Origin of the sequence: Paraburkholderia ultramafica (genome assembly GCF_902859915.1) — a bacterium.
Taxonomy (GTDB): Bacteria; Pseudomonadota; Gammaproteobacteria; order Burkholderiales; family Burkholderiaceae; genus Paraburkholderia; species Paraburkholderia ultramafica.
In genome coordinates this window covers 86,415-104,250 of sequence record NZ_CADIKK010000015.1, presented here as the reverse complement: position 1 = coordinate 104,250, position 17,836 = coordinate 86,415, and the positions used below count along the sequence as shown (strand labels likewise).

Here is a 17,836-nt window from a genome sequence, read left to right as displayed (position 1 = left end):
CGAAAGCTGGCAACGGCAAGCGGGCAGCCGCGAACACCCAGCGTATCACTCTCGTGAGCGGCGCAATCGTGCTCACGCTGCGTCACCCGCTGCATATCGCCAAGGCGGCGCTTTCCGTCAACATGCTCAGTCACGGAGCGCGCCACGCAGCGCGTGCGATTGCGGCCTGATCGCCACCCGCGATGGACTCGTGATTTCCGCTATCAAAGAGGCTCGGCTTCATCAAATTCAACTCACAGCGCGTCATGAAAGATGACGCCCACCGTATGCCGACGACCCGAGCGCAACCGGCTAACGCCATGACGCAGATTGACGCGATACGGACCCCGCGTCCCCTGGACTGGCCGGCTGTTCACCGTGAAAATCACCGCATCACCCTTCGCCAGCCGCACCACTTCCGCACGTGACTGCATACGCGGACGCTGCTCCGTCATGACGAACTCGCCGCCGGTAAAATCCCGCCCCGGCTCCGACAGCAGAATGGCGACCTGAAGCGGAAAGACATGTTCGCCGTAAAGGTCCTGGTGAAGGCAGTTGTAGTCGCCCTCGCCGTACTGCAGGATCAACGGCGTCGGGCGGAGCTGGCCGGCGTCATGGCAACGCCGAATGAAATCCGCGTGCTTCGCCGGATAGCGCACGCCGATCTGCATGACCTGATTCCACCGGTTTGCCACCGACACCAGGTGCGGATAGATCGCCGTGCGCAGCTCGCCGATCATGTCCGGCAACGGATAGTCGAAGTACTTGTATTCGCCACGGCCAAAGCCATGACGGGCCATGACAACCCGGCTTCGATAGAGATCGTCGCGTGAATAGAGGGCCGCCAGCGCGTCGCATTCCCGCGCCGTCACGAGTCCGGGCACGGCGGCGCATCCGTACAGGTCGAGATCCCGTTCGATGCTGCGCCAGTCGAGTGCGCTGATCCTTTGCGTGATCGTTTCTGCGGATGCAATGGCGGAGGCTTGCGCGTTACGTGAGTTCATACTTGATTCGCGGCTGTACTAATAGCCCGTTCCATGAAATTGGGTTGGTCGAGTCAGTGTAAAGGTGCGGTAAAAAGAAAACACTCCGGGTCTTGCGGTCAAATTCGGCAGCGCTGGCGCATGTGCTGCGATCAGCACGCGGTCCTGCAAGACCTCGCAATTCAGGCTACGCTGTCTGCCTCTGTTGCGCTTGCGCCATGCCGGCCGCGCAACGCGTCATTCCAGTAAGGACCGCAATGAAACAACCACTCACCATCGATTTTGTCTCCGATATCGCATGCCCATGGTGTGCGATCGGCCTATCCTCGCTTCAACTTGCGCTAACACGTCTTGGCGACAGCGTCGACGCTCAGATAGCCGTGCACCCGTTCGAGCTGAATCCGCGGATGGGGCCCGACGGCGAGGCCATTGTCGACTATCTCGGCAAAAAGTACGGGCGCACACCGGCGCAGATCGCAGAAACGCAAGCCATGATCCGCGAGCGCGGCGCGAGCGTCGGCTTTGCCTTCGGCCCGCGTACGCGCGTCTATAACACCTTCGATGCGCACCGCCTGCTGCATTGGGCCGGTATCAAAGGCAGCCAGTTGCCGCTCAAGCTGGCGCTGCTACAGGCCTATCATTCCGCGGGCAAAGACCCGAGCAATCAGGACGTGCTGGTCGAAGCGGCGCAATCCGTGGGACTCGACGCCGCCGAGGCGCGCGACGTACTGACGAGCGGAGCCTATGGCGATGAGGTTCGCGCGGAAGAACAGAATAACCAGCAGATGGGCATTCAGTCGGTGCCGGCCATTATCTTTAACCGCCGGTATCTGGTGACGGGCGGGCAACCTGTGGAAGAGTTCGTGAAGGTCATCGAGCAGGTTTTGGCCGACGCGTAGGGTTTGTGACGGCTCCGACAGAGGGAGTTGGCTGGGCGGGGTCTCGTGGTTAGGGGATGCGGTCTGAGCGCGGCTGGCAGTTGGCCCAATGTGAGTCTACGTGTCGGGGGCTGCATCGGGCCGCTCGGCGCTGATATTGCATGCCGGGAGCGACGCAAGGAGGAAGTCCGATGGGGAACGCCAGCAAAACTTTCCGTTCGACCGCAACGTTCGCAGCAGTCTCGTTCGCTGCGGTTGCGTTCGTCGCGGCCGGCTCGGCGAATAATCTGGCAAGCGCTGCAGACGCGCCTGAGCCTTTCGCCTGGCCCGCATCGCTTGCGCCCTTCGGCAACGGCTATCCCAACGCGGGAGATGCGTGCCGCCGACTCGGCGAGTCGCCCGCGACTTCCGCCTACCTCGACCATATGGCGACGCTGGTCGGTTGTCCTGGCGGTGACGATAGCGCCAGTGTGCGTGCAATTCTTCACGACCGGCGCGGGCATGTGGTCGGCGAAGCGGATGGCGTTACGCTGATTTCGATTCCAACGGAAGGGACGATGGGTAGTGCTGCGCCCGGCCACAAGAGCAGGCACGCACAGGTGAAGGGAACGGCTTTCAGCGCGACGGGGACGCTGCCATGCGCGCGTCGTGCGGGACAGTCCACCAGCATGTGCAGATTCGGCGTCGTGCGTAACAGCGATCGCACGGCGATTGTCACGGTCTACTGGCCCGGAGGCGGTACCCGGACGATCTTCTTCGGCGCCGATGGCACAGTCGTCGGCACGGCGACGAGAGCAACCGATCGGCCAATGCCGGGGAAGATCATCGCCAGGAAAAACGCCGACGTTAATCTGATCTCCATCGGCGACGAGCGCTATGAAATAGCGGAAGCCATTCTCTCGGGCGGCTGACGCGAACGGGTTTCGATCTGGAGGCCCGCATTACGCGCCCCCGTACAATGAGGCATTTCCACCCCGTCGACAGATCGCAGTTTGCACCGCCCTACATCGCCATGAATCACGACATTGAACACGCTCTCGCCGCCGCGCAAAAGAACCTCGTGGCCGGTCAATTCGACGATGCCGCACATCTGCTGCACGTTATTCTGGCAAGCGTCCCCGACCACAGTGAAGCGCTTGCGGGCCTCGGCTACATCGCCGCCAGACAGGGCGATCATGCACGCGCAGCGGACTATCTGATACAGGCATCGGCGCACATGTCGATGTCGGTGGACCAACTCAATTTCGCCGCGCAGATGTGTCAGTTGGCGCAGCGTCACGCTGACGCGATAGCGCTTTTCGAACGCTGCCTGGCCCAGTTTCCGAACCATGCCGCTTCATTGCACGGCGTCGCAATGTCGCTGATACAGCTTGGCGAACCGCAGCGTGCACTCGAAATCCTGGTGCATCTGTGCAAAATCCAGCCACAGTCAGCCGAAGCGCACTACAACCGCGGCTCGCTGCTCGGTAAGTTGGAGCGCTATGAGGACGAACTGGACGCCTACCGGCGGGCGATCGCGCTCAAGCCGCGTTTCGTGCGCGCATACGTCAATCTTGGTGTCGCGTTGCGAGATCTGCGACGCTTTGACGAGGCGTTGCTTCAATTCAAGAAGGCGCTTTCGCTCGATCCGAACGACGTCGGCGCCCGCACCAATCGGGCTCAGACGAATTTGCTGCTTGGCGAATTCGAACACGGCTGGCGCGAATACGAATGGCGCTGGCTCGATGGCACCGGTAGCCACGGTTTTCCGCAGAGCACCTTATGGACCGGCACCCAACCGACAAGTGACAGGACAATACTCGTTCATCACGAGCAGGGGTTCGGCGACACGCTGCAATTCGTACGCTTCGTGGATCGACTCAGTGCTGCTGGAGCTCGCGTCGTGTTGCGGGTTCAGGATGCACTGCTGCCGCTTCTCAAGAACTATCCGGGTGCGGCCGAAGTCATCGGCGAGACAGGACAAGTGCCGCATTTCGATTATCACATTCCGACCCTGAGTCTCCCGTTTGCGCTCAAGGTTCGTGCATCCGATCTCGCGGTGACCGGTCCCTATGTTCACGCAGACGACGCGCTGGTGCGTCAATGGGACGATTTGTTTGCAGGCTCTGCGCGACGGCCGAGAGTCGGGATCGTATGGTCGGGCAGCCGGACGCATGTGAATGACGGCAACCGGTCTATCTCACTCGAGCAACTGAAGCCGCTATTAGATGCCGACGCGGACTTCCTCGCGCTGCAACAGGATGTACGCGACAGCGATCGTGCGTGCCTCGCGCAGCTTGAACAACGCGCGGTGCTGCGCGATGTGTCCGCGCGGCTCACTACGTTCGCCGAGACGGCGGCGCTGATTGCTCGCCTCGACCTCGTCATCAGCGTCGACACGGCTGTAGCGCATCTGGCGGGGGCGCTCGGAAAGCCCGTATGGATCGCTTTGCCGTTCATGCCGGACTGGCGATGGCAACTCGACAGAAGCGATAGTCCCTGGTATGCACAGGCACGCTTGTTTCGACAAACGACGCGAGGTGACTGGACGGGCGTAGTGGCTGCGCTTCGCGCAGAGCTCGACGCTTTGCGAGGCGCCTGAACGGCGCCCTACGTACGGCGAGCGCCCATTCAGGATCCGGGCCGCCTGGCAATTCCCCGCTATCCCACCAGTTCCCGATGCAACGCCCGGTACTCCTGCGAAAGTTTATGTCCCGGATCGAGGTGAATGACCGGGGTCGCCTGCTGATGCGATTCGCGGATCTTCACGGACGAAGACAGCCGCGAAGCCAGCACCGGCAAGCCCTCACTGACGAGTTCGTCGACCAGTTTCTGAGGCAGGCTCGCACGCGGCTGAAACTGGTTGATCACAATCCCCTCCACTTCCAGCGCGACGTTGTGATCCTGCTGGATCTCCTTCACGTTTTCCAGCAACGTGTAAAGTGCGCGACGGGAAAAATCATCACAGTCGAACGGGATCAGACAACGCTCGACGGCGATCAGCGCGGAGCGGGTGTAGAAATTCAACGCTGGCGGCGTGTCGATATAAATCGCGTGATACATGTCGAGTTCGTTGAGCGCGTCACGCAACTTGTAGATCTTGTAGCGCGATTCCAGTTTGCCGTGCAGCGTGTCCAGGTCCGGATGAGCGGGCATGACGTCCAGGTTCTCGAACGGCGTCGGATGAATGAAAGAAGTGACTTCCACGGGCCTGAAGCTGAACGTCAACGCGGTTTCAAAGAAGCCGGCGACGGTGGGATGGACCTCGCTGGCCTGCGCGCCGAGCAGGTATTGACTTGAATTCGCCTGGGCATCCAGATCGATAACCAGCGTGCGCAGACCTTCGCTAGCGCTGATGGCCGCCAGATTGCAGACAATGGTCGATTTACCCACGCCACCTTTCTGATTGAATACGACGCGCCGCATGTTCTCCCCTCGAACGGAATCTGTCCCAAAGCCCCCAGCATACCTGAGTCAGAAGACCGAACTTGCAAATCTCCCGCATCCGGTTCCCGGACAGGACATCATAGCCGTTCAGTACTTGTCCGGAACCCGGTTATACGGATAATCGGGCTCCCTGTACCCTTTGGCCTCTTGCCTCGGCGGAAGATCGATCTTGGGGCACTCTGTTTCCTCATAAGGGATGAGGCTCAGAAAATGCGCGATGCAGTTCAATCGCGCGCGCTGTTTGTCGTCGGCGTCGACAACGTACCACGGCGATATTCTCGTGTCGGTGGCCGCGAACATCGCATCGCGCGCACGCGAGTAGTCGTACCAGCGCCTGTGCGACTCCATATCCATAGGACTCAGCTTCCAGGTTTTGCGGCCGTCGATAATGCGCTCCTGGAACCGGCGCGTCTGTTCCTCCTTGCTGACCTCGAACCAGTATTTGATCAGGGTCACGCCGGCATCGATGATGTCCTTTTCCCACGCCGGACAGAGTCTGAGAAAACGATGATACTGGTCATCCGTGCAGAAGCCCATGACCCGCTCCACTCCCGCGCGGTTGTACCAGCTGCGGTCGAAAATCACGATCTCCCCGCCGGCGGGAAGATGCTCGAAGTAGCGCTGAAAATAGATCTGCGTGCGCTCCCGTTCCGACGGCGCCGGCAGCGCGACGACGCGGAACACGCGCGGGCTGACACGCTCCGTGATCCGCTTGATCACCCCGCCCTTGCCCGCGGCGTCCCGCCCTTCGAAGATCACGATGATCCGCGCTCCCGTGTGCTTCGCCCAGAACTGCAGCTTCACCAGCTCGACATGGAGCTCGGCCATTTTCGCTTCATAGTCCTGCCGTGAGAGCTTCGTCTTCTGCGCCGACTGGGGCCTTTCGCGTCGGCTGACCTTCCTGTCTTTTCCCTGGACCATGATGTCACCATCGACTGAATGTACTAGCGGAATTCATTCGCTGTCTTCGCTATCGCTCTCGCAAATTGCGCAATCTGCCTGCACTGTTCGATCAGGTCCATCGCCAGCCGGAAACTCAGCACGTCGGCTTTGTCCGCCAGCTGCAGTTTGGCAAGCACGGCCTGGCGCGCCGCTGCCGCCATCTTTTCGATCTCGGCCTTCGCCCCGATGACCTGAGCCGCTTCGCTCGCTGCGGGATCCCTGATCGTTCCGATGGCCTGTTCGAGATTCCGGATCACGGTATCCGCGAATTGCGTCGTCGCTGGATCGCGCAAGCGCGCGAGGTCGATCTGGTGCGTCAGTCTTTGCTGGCTGGCCGACACCAGATTGGTCCCGACAATGCCGCTGATGCTTTCCAGGTTGGACGCGATCCGCGTGAAGCGGACCATCTGCTGGCCGTCCTCCTCCGAGTGATCAATTTGCGACAACAGGCCGATATACTGAAGAATCTCCGACGCCAGCCGGCCGGTTTCCTTGTCCTGGTCCAGCAGAAGGTTGATCTCCTCGATCGTTCCGCTAGAGACCATGTTCGAGCCGGTACGAACGACGTCCAGAACCAGTTGACCCAGCCGCGTCAGCTCGAGCCGTACCCGCTCGAGCCCGAGCGAAGGCGCGGTCAGCGACGATTCGTCCAGATAGACCGGATCGCCTGCCCGTTTAGCCTCCCGCGCCCGCTTCGGCACGATGAGCTGGGCAAGCCGCGCGATCGGCCCGGTGAACCAGATCAGGACCAGCGTGGTGACCACGCTGAATATCGTATGGGTGTTGGCGACCTGGCGTGGCGTTTCGGCCGCCAGTCTGGCCACCCCTTGTAGCTCTGGGTAGGACGGCGAAATATGCCGAACCAGATCCGCCATCTGCGGGATGAAGAACACCCAGAACAGGATGCCCAGCGTATTGAAGATGAAATGCACCACGCCGACCTGGACCGCCTCGGCCGATTTTCCGATCCCGGCGAGCAGCGCCGTTCCGCACGTGCCGACGTTGGCGCCCAGAATCAGCGCGATGCCGGCCTCGAGCGGCATCAGGCCCTGCGCCCCCAGCGCGATCACGATGGCCAGCGTCGCCGCGGAGCTTTGAACCACGGCGGTGAAGATGGCGCCCACCACGATGCCGAGCAGCGGGTTCTCCATGTCCTGCATCGCGTCGATGAAAGGCTGGAATGTGCGCAGCGGACGCGTCGCGTCGCCCATCATCTGGATGCCCAGAAACAGCAGACCGAGCCCGAGAATCACGCTGCCCAACTGCCGCAGCAGGTCGCGCCGCCCGAACGCATGCAGCAGAAAGCCCAGCGCCAGCATGAACGGCGTCAGTTTCGAAACGTCGAACGCAATGATCTGCGCGGTGACCGTCGAGCCGATGTTCGCGCCCATGATCATCGGCACCGACTGGGCCAACGTCATCAACCCGGCGGACACGAACCCGACCATCAGGACTGTGGTGATGGTCGATGAATTCAGCAGCGCGGTAACGACCGCGCCGGCCAGCACGCCGCGGAACCGGTTCGAGGTCAGCATGCCCAGCAGCGCCTGCAGTTTCGATCCGGCGATCGCCTTCAGGCCGCCCGTCATGAACTGAAGACCAAGCAGGAAAAGCGCGAGGCCACCGATTAGCAGCCCGAACATCTGAACCAGATTCAGCTTGACCAGCTCAACTTCCGCAGGAGAAGGAGTCATCTTGCTTTGCCTTTTGTCATGTCGCACATTCCCGAAAAGGAACATCGCTGGGCGGCTGCCGATCCTTCCGGTCTGCCGCCCTGCACGTCACGCCGCTGCGTGCGGCATCGGTCACGTCGTCGCCAGCGCCGGCGCCGGCCTCGATGCACGCCACCTGCGGATGATCCATTTCTCGGCCTCGACGACGAGGAAGAACACGAAGCCGCCGAGGAACAGCCATGGCCAGATTCGAAGTGGAATGGCCATCGTGCCGAACAGATCCTGAAGCGGCAACGCATAGGTAAACAAAAGCTGGAGCACGACGACTGCACCGATCCCCATCGGCAGATATCGATTGCCGAGATGCGCGGTGATCGACAGCGATGAATCGACCAGGTAACGGGTATTGAGCAAATAGAAAATCTGCCCGATCGTCAGCGTGTTCACCGCAACCGTGCGCGCCAGTTCGTCTGGCGCATCTTGCGCCTTCATCCAGAAGAACGCCCACAGCGTCAGGGCCAGCAGACTCAAACCGACGAAAATCACCCGCCAGATTCCAAACCTGGTCAGGATGGGACGACCCGCCACGCCAGGCGGACGGCGCATGACGTCGAGTTCGTGCGGCTCGAAGGAAATCACAAGACCCAGTGCGACCGACGTCACCATGTTGACCCAGAGCACCTGAGGCGCCGTGATCGGCATGGTGAAGCCCACCAGGATCGCCACCATGATGACGAGCGCCTGCGCGACGTTGGTCGGCAACATGAAGAGAATCGCTTTCTCGATGTTGTTGTAGACCGTTCGCCCCTCGCGCACAGCTGCGGTGATCGACGCGAAGTTGTCGTCGGCGAGCACCATTTCGGCGGCTTCCTTGGTGACCTCCGTGCCCTTGATGCCCATTGCCACACCGATGTCGGCCTTTTTGAGGGCCGGCGCATCGTTCACCCCGTCACCCGTCATCGCCACGACCTGGTTGTTCGCCTGGATCGCCTTGACGAGCCGAAGTTTGTGTTCCGGGCTTGCGCGCGCGAATACGTCGACCTTCCGGACCGCCTCCTGCAGCGTCGCGTTGTCCATTGCCTCGATCTCGACGCCAGTCAGCGCCGTCGTGCCGTCGCCGATGCCCAGCATCTTTGCAATCGCGGCAGCCGTGATCCGGTGGTCGCCCGTGATCATCGTGACGCGGATACCGCCAGCGTGGCATTCCTTCACCGCTTCGATCGCTTCCTTGCGCGGCGGATCGAGCAGACCGACCAGCCCCAGCAGAACGAGCGTCTTCGGAAGATCCGCAGGCGACAGGTTTCTTTCCGCCAGACCCGGATGATCGAGCCATGCGAATGCCAGCACGCGCTCGCCTTGCGCCGCAAGCTGGTCCGAGGCCTTCAGGAAATGGGCAAGATCGATCGGCTGCGGGCCGTCCTTCGTCTGTTGCCGGTCGCAATGCTCGAGGATGACTTCGGGCGCGCCCTTGACGAGCAGAAACTGGCCGCCGTCCGCCGCTTCGTTCAGCGTCGCCATAAAGCGGTGCTCGGACTCGAAGGGAATCGCGTCGACGCGTCGATAAGCCGTCTGCTGTGCCTGCCGCTCGAGGCCGATCTTGGTCGCGAACGGGTATAGCGCCCCATCAGGTCGAGGACCGGGTCTTGCCTGGCTGGTGCGCCGTCCCGCAGAACTCGCCCGTCGGGTGCATAGACATCGCCCTCAACCTGATAAGTGGTCTCGGCGGTGACGGCCGACACGACCATCATTTCCATCAGTGTCAGGGTGCCGGTCTTGTCCGAGCAGATCCGCGATACGGAACCCAGCGTTTCCACCGCTGGCAGCCGGCGGATGATCGCGTTGCGTTGCGCCATGCGCTGCACGCCGATGGCGAGCGTAATCGTGATGATGGCAGGCAAGCTCTCCGGAATGAGCGATACCGCAATGCCGACCACAGCCTGAAAGATTTCGACGAACGGCAAGCCCTCGACCCAGCGGCCGTAGGCAAACACCAGCGCGCCGATCACGAAAATGACGGCGGTAATGGCGTAGCCGAATTTCTTGATCTGGCGCAGCAGCGGCGTTTCGAGCGAGCTGACCGCGGCCAGCATCTGATTGATGCGCCCGAGCTCGGTTTCGCTTCCTGTCGCAACGACGAGCCCGGTGCCACGCCCGGATACGACGAGCGTTCCCGAGTAGGCCATGCTATGGCGATCCCCGACCGTCGCATTGGCCGCGACGGGAGTGACGGATTTGTCGCTCGGTACCGATTCGCCGGTTAGCGCCGCTTCCTCCATGCGCAGGTTCTTGACGTCAATCAACCGAAGGTCGGCAGGAACCTTGTCGCCCGACTCCAGCAGGACGACGTCGCCCGGCACGAGCTGGTCCGATGCGATCATGCGGGTTTCGCTGGCGCGCAGGGTTCTCGCCTCGGCGGATAGCATGTTGCGGATCGAATCCAGTGCCTTCTCGGCTTTGCCTTCCTGGACAAAACCAAGCAACGCATTGATAACGACAACGCCGAGAATGATTGACGCATCGATCCACAACCCGAGCATCAGCTTGACGAAGCCGGCGCCTAGCAGGACGTACACCAGGATGTTGTTGAACTGGCCGAGAAACTTCATCAACAGGCTTTGCTTGCCGGCTTCAGGCAAGCGGTTTGGACCGTATCTTTGAAGTCGCTCAGTGGCTTCCGGAATACCCAGGCCGGATTGCGCGTTCACGCCTAGCCGCTTTGCAGCTTCCTCCGCGGTCACCGCATACCAGGCCGCTTCATCGCCTTGAAGTCTTGCGTTTGTCGCCTCGTTCATCACTCACTCCACAATCTTGTTGCGGGCGCAAGTTTACTGAACCTGCGATTTTTAAGAACTGCTTACAGAAGAATTGTGATCAAGGACGCATCGGGAAACGGCTGCGCACAGTCAATGGCACTATCGCTATGATGACTCCGGCTATCTGGTTTCCACCCGGGAACTCGACACATTGTTCGCTATTTCTTGCATCTATCATAGGCGGCCCGCTAAACATTGTGGTCGATGAGCGTTGTCGCGTCGATGGACTACTCGCATAAGATGAAGCGATGCAGAGCACGAAGCCACTCTATTACGGGCATCGTTTTCTGGCGGCAGTTGTCAATTGGGTCATGCGATGCTATTCCGGTTCCGGCGGAGTTCGCGTGACATCGAAAAGTTGGATGGTGAGCTACGCCCCGAAGAAAGTCCCCTCGGGGGACGAGACGATACTGCGCTCGTGCGGCAAACCCGGCGCGGACTTTGTGCGTCGCGTCAAAGCTGCTTGAATAGTCACGAAGTTTATGTCCGCGCGGCCCTTCTGAGAAGGTCCTCTACCCGGTTCCAACTGAAGCTGCTCTTGATGCCTCTCTTCTGTCTCCTGGAACCGAACGTACTTTTGAATCATCTCGCTGTTCAAACCGACCGAATCTACGCAGTAACCCTTTGCCCAGAAATGATTGCCCCAATAAGGTTTCTTCTTCAAAAATGGGTGCCCTCCCCTCAAGACTTCCCGCCGACTTTATTCGCGAGCGAATGCCTGACTGAAAAACGTCTCGCACACCGCCGCAACCCGCTGCCGTGCCGCGGGATTCAAAACTTCGTGGTCCATGTTCGGTATGACCATCGCGCTGGCGTGCACCAGCTTGTTGAGCCTGCGGCCACCCCGGCCGAAGTGCATTCGCAGCTCGTCCAGCCCGCGATCCAATGGGCTGAACAACAGCCGCACACGTACTCCGCGCGCATCGAGATCTTTCATCCGCCGCCGCGCGCGGGTGCCTTTGTTCACCGCGCTGCGGTTCGCGTCACCGGCCCATGCGGCGGCGTTACTCACGACCGCGTCAATCGCATAGCGGGACAGCGTTCGCAACACGGGTCGCAGACCGACCTCGCCGCGCAGAACCTGCGACCATTTTTGCGCGCGAAGCATCGCCCGAAAATGCGCGCGCGTCGAGCCCGCACCGATCTTGACGGCATCGCACATCCTGAAGTCCGCCGGAAAGTCGAAGCCCTGCAGATTGACCAGCAGCAGCGCCGTCACGGCGGGATTTTTCGTGGCTGCGTGAAGGCCCAGATACGCACCTGAACAGATGCCGAACACGGCAACCCGCGGATGCCCTCTGTCGACGGCCCAATCGACCGCCAGCGACGTATCGGCAGCGAGTTGTTCGTAACTGAGCAAGGACGGGTTGGCGACCATCCACGCATCGCGGCTGTCGCCAATGCCGTGCGCGTCGACGCGCAAGGACGCGATGCCCGCTCGTGCCAGCGAGCGGGCGAGCTCGACGTTGAATCGTCCGTCTCCGACATGATGGGTCGCCGCTGTGTTGGCGATGACCACCAGCGGCGCGGGTTGCGGACGGTCTTCCGGTTCGCATAGGATCGCGAACAAACGTCCATCGGCGAGCTCCACCGGCGTCTCGACCGCGCCGCTCAAACCGCTTGACCGTCGGCACGGAACAGGAGGCGCCACCGCGGCGGATACTGCGAACGGAGACGGTGCGGATGATGCCGCAAACTCGCGGACGAACCATGCTTCGACGGATCCCAGTGTCGCCTCAGGCAGTGTTGCCAGCCACGAAGGCTGCAGCGCCTGCGCGTATTCCGGAAACGGCAGGGAGTCGACCTGGGCGCCCAGCGCACTGTACAGGTCCGCCAGCTCGCAACTGGGCTCCTGATTGCCGGGGTGAACGATCAACAGCTTGCTCGCCGGCGGCGCTGCCGCCCGGCGCAAATCGCATGCCGTTATCGCGTCGATGGCGGTGCGGCTGAAGCGATGCCCTAGCACGTCATACGCGCCGGCTGGCGCCGCATCATTGCGGACGTGGGGGCCAACCTGCTCCAGCCACGTCCGCTGCAGCGCGTTCATTTCCCGCACGAACTGCCGCCCAACGACGACCGGCGCAACCAGCGCCACGGTATCCACACCCGCCGCACGCGCAGCCTGCGCGGCGACCGTCGCGCCAAAACGGAATCCGACCAGCGCGACACGCTCGACACCGGTCGTGCGCCTCAGGAAATCCACGGCCTCGACAGTCTCGTCGACCCACTTGCCTGGTTCAACGAACTCATCAAGATCAATGGAGTCACCGGTGCCGGCATAGTCGAATCTCAGTACCGCGAATCCCCGGCCCGCTAGGCGGCCGGTGAGCGATCGCATGGTTTGATGCAGCCATAGAGCCTCATGCCCAAGCGGACCGCAAACCACAATGCCTGATTTGCCATCTTCGTCAGGTTTGGGCAGTGGCTCATAAAGCCAGCCGAAATGCCCGCCGAAATTGACGGGATGCATTTTGAAGTCCGCTTTATTCGTTTCACGATCCTCGCGGTGATTCATATTAATTTCTGCGGAAAGCTCTTCCAATGCATTGGACATGTCATTTTTTTGGACGTGGAGTTTGACTTGGATTACGCCATACCACGATGGTGGCCATCGGTGCGCTTGCGCACATGACCGAATGATGAAACTCGCCGGCGACACCAGATCGACACGCAGTCCGTCCGCACGGAAGCTTCCCGCTACGCTGTCGCATTAGCTCCGCTGCGCGAGCGCTCACGCGTTTCCTCCGCGCTTGCGCTATTGCGCAGCAAGCTGTTCCCGGTCGGACGCCGACGGCACATCGGCGTCGCACGAGACACATTGCGGTTCATCAACCCGTGCGCGATGTGCGGGAAACGACGCTTGCGCAGCGATGTCGCGAATGCGCCGTTCGCCCTGTGATCGCGGCATATAATCAGGTCGGACGGTCGAACACGCTTCTCGAGGCGGCATCACGTTTCGCTGCCTCGCCCCCACTGGCACCACGCGGCTTGAATGTCGGTCCCGGAAAAACCGGCAAAGGAGGAATAGTGAAAATCAACGGCACGAGCAGAATAATCGGCGCGATAGCCGCCGTGTCCCTCGCGATTTGCGCGACATACGCGGATGCGCAGACCAGCGGCGGCACACCGAACGAAGCATCCGCGCAAAGCCAGCCAATCACGACATCATCGTCTCGAGCCAGATCGGACAGTCAGCTGGTTCGTGACGTTCGCCGCGCCTTTACGCGCACCACGGGGCTGAACTCCGCGTCTATTCATGTGCAGGCACGCCACGGCGTGGTAACGCTGACTGGCCACGTGCCCCAGCGCTCACAGATCCAGCGGGCCGGGAACGCCGCCAGATCGGTCCGGGGAGTGAGGTCCGTCTCGAACCGGCTGACGGTGCGCACGAGAAGCGGCAGCGGCCATTAGACTCGACACGTCATCGTCGCCGATCCATGGCGCGGCGACATCGATCAGTCAGGATCGATGTCGCCGTAGCGACTTCGAGATGACGTGGGCTGCTTTCACGCGCCGAATCTTTACGAGCAGAAACGCACGTCGGTGTTCGTGTCGTGCGTTGGACCAATCAGGTAATACTTCGCCCGCAGCCTCATTTGCCGCGTGCTTCACACTATCGCAAACAGCTTGCGCCAAAGTTTAGAGCCCGGCGCGAATTCGCCGAGCCCGTCCGAAATTCGTCGATTGCTTTCTGAGCGGTCGCCTTCCCGCCGACGCTTCGCCTTCAGTTGAGCGTCCGGTTCAGCGACTTGACAATGCGTCACCGCCACATGCGATAGCTCACCACCGGCGCCGCCCGGTACGCGTACACCCGGGGCGTACTCCAATAGACCGGCGGCCGGTAGATCTGATACGCGACAGGAGGCGCGACGGGCTGCACGACGGTTTCCACCACGGGTATCTCGTCGTACTGCTGCTGTGCGTAGACCGGGACATACTGGACAGGAGGCGGCGGCGCATACTCCTGCCGCACATACACAGGCTGGCTATCGGCATAGACCGGCTGCGGCTGCATCTGCGCATATTGAGGTGCCGGCTGGTACTGCATCGGCATCGGCGGGGCGTACTGCGGCTCCTGATAAGCCTGCCTGTACTGAGGCGGCGGCGGTGGTGGCACCTGACGCGGCTGCGATACCTGGCGCTGCGCGTACTGGCGAGGTTGCGGCGGAATGGTCGTGTACTTCGAGTTGTCGTCTTCCGGCACGCCGGCCGGCAACGGCGGCACGTCCACTCGGGCAACCTGCGTATTCGTGGGTTTGCGCTGACCGTGATTGTGCGAGTCGATCATCGCGTCGTAACCAGCCTGATCTTCCTTGCCGCGATTGATATAGCCGTTGCGATAAGCCCGCGCCACGTCCGACATCTTCGCTTTCGGATCCTCCTTCATGCCGTCCGCGTTGACCTGGTATTCCTCCGGACTGAGGGAGCCGGCCGGCGCCTCCTCTTCGGCATATGCGGCTTCGGGGCCGTCGGCCCACGCGGTGCCACACTGTAACGTTAGCGCCGAGGCGATCGTCGTCACCCCAAACCCTAAAAGCGTCTTTATTCTCATGATCCACCTCGCGGCCGATTAAGAATTTTGAAAGCCCAAGATCGTTTGTTCGCTTGCCCCGTGCGGCGATTGCCAGTGCCCCGTGCAATTGTTATTTTCTAGCACATTCCTTTGAGGTGGGCATAATTTTTTCTGCGGAAATGAGTGGTGTGGCGCATTGTCAGGTAGTTGGCATCGGGACGTAAGGCGGGCCGCTGAAGCACTTACGATCGCTGGAGCGCCGTCATTGTTTGCCGGCGCGCGTCATTGGCTTCATCCAACTCGGTAATTGACGGTGTCCTCGCAGCGAACAGGCCGGCGCGCTGAGCAAGCGCGTTAAGGATTGGCGGATTGATTCCGTGGGCTGTGATATGCCGTTTGCATTGCGCAGGTGGGGAGAAGATGCATCTCGAAAAGCAAATAGCCAAGGACTTTTGATGTACGACGAGGGTCGGGCCGAATTGCATCTTTCCGATAGGAATGCGATCTTATTCTGTCGGGCGTCGGGCGACGACTCTTTCAACCCTATCGGCCTGGTGCGGTCATGAACCCGCACAGGGGTGCGAACATTCAGATTGCCGGTATGCTGAAATAGCAGACCGGACATACGTTTGTCACGAAGTCGATGTCCCGCGCAACTCCTATTCGACTTCGACCACAACTTTGACACGTGCCGTACCGCTTGCGACGATTTCGTAAGCCTGTTCCGCTGCGTGCAAGTCGAACCGCCCTGGATCGACCACGGGCCCGAGCTTGCCGCTTTCCACGAGGCGTGTCGCTGCGCGCATCATCTCGCCATGATGCGCGCGGTATTGACCCGTCAGCGATTGTGCCGTTGAGGGAACCATTCAGGTAAGGACTTCAAGCGGCTTATCGGCGAATACGTTGATGCTACAAGCCATGTTATTGCGCTGAGCGAAGCTCCACAGAAAGTCGTACTTCAACGAATGGCACGCATACTGAATGGCTGTTGAATCCGCACCTGGAGATGACCGGCGTGTTCTTCCTTGTCCGTCCGTTCAAGTGTATTGTCAAAGTAACATTGCTGGAGTTCACATCATCATGAAGCCCTTTTGCTTCGCAGCGGCCCTCGTGGTGCTCACCGCCGGCTGTGCCTCGGCAGGGTCGCCCGCGAACAATCAGACCGCCCGGCCAAATCCCGCCGACACGGACACCTACATTCTGCACTCTACCGATGGTGCAATACCCGGTAACTCCACGTCAAAGCCGCCGAGGCTCAGCGTCGGCGTCAGCTATTCCGATACGCAATTGATTCTGCCGTGGTTCCTCAATGACATCATCAACTTTGTCAACTATCACTAGTCTGCGAGCGACCTGGTGCGGTGTGACTGGAAGCAGTTCCTGACAAGCTTGTCTGGGGCGGTGCCCTGTCTGGCGACGGTTCCCTTATCCGGCGCGTCACACATCATCTTTCCGTACTGGACTGACAGAGTCAAAGACCTGGCCCAACTCGTAGACGAACAGGAACGTGCATCCGGTATCGCTACGGAAGCTCGCATCGACAGTCCCCGTTTCGGCGACTCCCGCATACCCCGCCTGCAACCGCTGTCCGTTCTGGATGGCTTCGCCTTCCAGAACATAAATGAACTCCGGTCCGGTATGGAGATGGTCGGGAAATGTTGCGCCCGGTGCAAATCTGACCAGCTGCAAACCACGCCCGTTTGCTTTTCCAAGGTTCTTGACCTCGACACCGGCAGCGAAACGGGAGGGAGTCCACGCCATGCTTGCCGAATCGCTGCAAAAAAACTGCGGAGTTAAAGATTGAACGCTTGCCATCTTCGATTCTCTCCGATCACTTCAGTGAGCGCCCCTCGTCGGTCTTGTCCTGCTTCTCCGTGAACTGCGCCAGCATCTCGTCGCCAATCGAAGCAACCCCGCGTGCTCTGAGTTCTTCGCCAGCACCTCGAATATCGCGTGCTTCCTTGTTCTGGCTGAGCTTGTTTTTCCCAACGAGGCGGGTAATTTCGATCTGCACACCGACGATGGCCTTCAGCATGGTATCGATGTAATCCTTCGGCGCGTCGCCCATCTTCCAGGGCGTTGGTAGCGATGCCTCATGCGTGCGCGTCAGCCGGCCGACGACACCGCGGACATAGCGCTCGTCATCGAGGATGGTGATACGTCCGTGCGCATGGACAACCACGTAATTCCACGTTGGCACCTGCTTGTGATGCTTGTGCTTGCCTGGATACCAGTTCGGCGAGATGTAGGCATCTCCCGCACGAAAGACCACAAGCACCTCAGCGCCGTTCGCAACGTCCTGCCAAACCGGATTTGCCCGCGCGACATGCGCACGCAGCACCCCCAGCGTCCGTTCGTCCGCCGCAAGTTCAAACGGAAGGTGGTTGGCATCGAGCCCGCTATTTCCATGCGTGACTAGCGTGCCGAAAGGGTGTTGAACGATGCGTGCGTGCAGCACTTCCTTGCGGGTTTCGGCGAAATGGGATGGGACGTACATGCTATTTCTCTGGCTCTCTGGCTGGAGTGGTGAACAGGGTGACTGGCTGCAACTGCGGCTGCGTCTGCAGTTTGCGCGAAAAGTGGTTTATCCTGCAGATCCAGTTTGATAGCTTTTCAATGGACCAGAATC

Annotated in this window: 15 protein-coding genes and 3 pseudogenes; 6 read left to right on the top strand and 12 right to left on the bottom strand. The window is 60.7% G+C overall.

From position 1 onward, the window contains the following. Positions 1–26: 26 nt before the first annotated feature. Positions 27–137: pseudogene (locus HV744_RS17455) on the top strand (LLM class flavin-dependent oxidoreductase); the annotation flags it as partial. 96 nt (positions 138–233) lie between these two features. Here the strand turns inward: HV744_RS17455 and HV744_RS17450 are convergent. Next, a complete protein-coding gene (locus tag HV744_RS17450) occupies positions 234–983 on the bottom strand; it encodes a 2OG-Fe(II) oxygenase (RefSeq protein ID WP_175150718.1) in 750 nt (249 codons plus the stop codon). 236 nt (positions 984–1,219) lie between these two features. Between HV744_RS17450 and HV744_RS17445 the strand changes: the two genes are divergently transcribed. The 3 genes from HV744_RS17445 (at position 1,220) to HV744_RS17435 (ending at position 4,421) form a co-directional block, all read left to right on the top strand. Next, a complete protein-coding gene (locus HV744_RS17445) occupies positions 1,220–1,861 on the top strand; it encodes a DsbA family oxidoreductase (protein WP_175150785.1) in 642 nt (213 codons plus the stop codon). A gap of 170 nt (positions 1,862–2,031) precedes the next feature. After that, positions 2,032–2,751, top strand: a complete 720-nt coding sequence (locus HV744_RS17440) for a hypothetical protein (RefSeq protein WP_175150717.1) — start codon at positions 2,032–2,034, stop codon at positions 2,749–2,751. A 101-nt stretch (positions 2,752–2,852) separates the two neighbouring features. Beyond that, on the top strand, positions 2,853–4,421 hold the full coding sequence (locus HV744_RS17435) for a tetratricopeptide repeat protein (protein ID WP_175150716.1): 1,569 nt from the start codon (positions 2,853–2,855) through the stop codon (positions 4,419–4,421). Positions 4,422–4,480: 59 nt separating this feature from the next. Here the strand turns inward: HV744_RS17435 and HV744_RS17430 are convergent, their stop codons facing one another. The 7 genes and pseudogenes from HV744_RS17430 to HV744_RS37345 form a co-directional block, all read right to left on the bottom strand. Beyond that, positions 4,481–5,245 carry a ParA family protein gene (locus tag HV744_RS17430; protein ID WP_175150715.1) on the bottom strand — a complete coding sequence of 255 codons (765 nt, stop codon included), beginning with the start codon at positions 5,243–5,245 and terminating at the stop codon, positions 4,481–4,483. Positions 5,246–5,353: 108 nt separating this feature from the next. Further along, positions 5,354–6,187, bottom strand: a complete 834-nt coding sequence (gene ppk2 / locus HV744_RS17425; RefSeq protein WP_175150714.1) for a polyphosphate kinase 2 — start codon at positions 6,185–6,187, stop codon at positions 5,354–5,356. Between the two features lie 23 nt (positions 6,188–6,210). Continuing rightward, positions 6,211–7,797: a Na/Pi cotransporter family protein gene (locus tag HV744_RS17420; protein WP_343056431.1), complete on the bottom strand. Its 1,587-nt coding sequence runs from the start codon at positions 7,795–7,797 to the stop codon at positions 6,211–6,213. A gap of 216 nt (positions 7,798–8,013) precedes the next feature. Next, positions 8,014–10,673 (bottom strand): annotated as a pseudogene (locus tag HV744_RS38480) (cation-translocating P-type ATPase). A 541-nt stretch (positions 10,674–11,214) separates the two neighbouring features. Continuing rightward, positions 11,215–11,364: pseudogene (locus tag HV744_RS37350) on the bottom strand (transposase); the annotation flags it as partial. Positions 11,365–11,394: 30 nt separating this feature from the next. Continuing rightward, positions 11,395–13,236: a serine aminopeptidase domain-containing protein gene (locus HV744_RS17405; protein ID WP_175150712.1), complete on the bottom strand. Its 1,842-nt coding sequence runs from the start codon at positions 13,234–13,236 to the stop codon at positions 11,395–11,397. Between the two features lie 370 nt (positions 13,237–13,606). Next, positions 13,607–13,855 (bottom strand): hypothetical protein, encoded by a 249-nt coding sequence (locus HV744_RS37345; RefSeq protein WP_246279087.1) that lies wholly within the window; start codon positions 13,853–13,855, stop codon positions 13,607–13,609. Here HV744_RS37345 and HV744_RS17400 point away from each other — a divergent pair. After that, positions 13,767–14,105, top strand: coding sequence for a BON domain-containing protein (locus HV744_RS17400; RefSeq protein WP_246279083.1), 339 nt, complete (start codon positions 13,767–13,769; stop codon positions 14,103–14,105). The two genes, HV744_RS37345 and HV744_RS17400, sit on opposite strands and share 89 nt — an antisense overlap. Before the next feature lie 349 nt (positions 14,106–14,454). Here the strand turns inward: HV744_RS17400 and HV744_RS17395 are convergent, their stop codons facing one another. Together HV744_RS17395 and HV744_RS17390 are read right to left on the bottom strand one after the other, a co-directional pair. Then, the gene (locus HV744_RS17395; protein ID WP_246279078.1) at positions 14,455–15,216 is read right to left on the bottom strand and encodes a hypothetical protein; all 762 of its coding nucleotides are present in this window, start codon (positions 15,214–15,216) and stop codon (positions 14,455–14,457) included. 650 nt (positions 15,217–15,866) lie between these two features. Next, complete coding sequence (locus HV744_RS17390) at positions 15,867–16,073, bottom strand: zinc-binding dehydrogenase (RefSeq protein ID WP_175150709.1); 207 nt, start codon at positions 16,071–16,073, stop codon at positions 15,867–15,869. Between the two features lie 214 nt (positions 16,074–16,287). On the opposite strand from HV744_RS17390, the gene HV744_RS17385 reads away from it, so the two are divergent. Further along, complete coding sequence (locus tag HV744_RS17385; protein ID WP_175150708.1) at positions 16,288–16,548, top strand: hypothetical protein; 261 nt, start codon at positions 16,288–16,290, stop codon at positions 16,546–16,548. A 96-nt stretch (positions 16,549–16,644) separates the two neighbouring features. On the opposite strand, the gene HV744_RS17380 is transcribed toward HV744_RS17385, so the two are convergent. Both HV744_RS17380 and HV744_RS17375 read right to left on the bottom strand, forming a co-directional pair. Further along, positions 16,645–17,022 (bottom strand): cupin domain-containing protein, encoded by a 378-nt coding sequence (locus HV744_RS17380; protein WP_175150707.1) that lies wholly within the window; start codon positions 17,020–17,022, stop codon positions 16,645–16,647. A 16-nt stretch (positions 17,023–17,038) separates the two neighbouring features. After that, positions 17,039–17,704 carry an FMN-binding negative transcriptional regulator gene (locus HV744_RS17375; RefSeq protein WP_175150706.1) on the bottom strand — a complete coding sequence of 222 codons (666 nt, stop codon included), beginning with the start codon at positions 17,702–17,704 and terminating at the stop codon, positions 17,039–17,041. Positions 17,705–17,836: the final 132 nt, after the last annotated feature.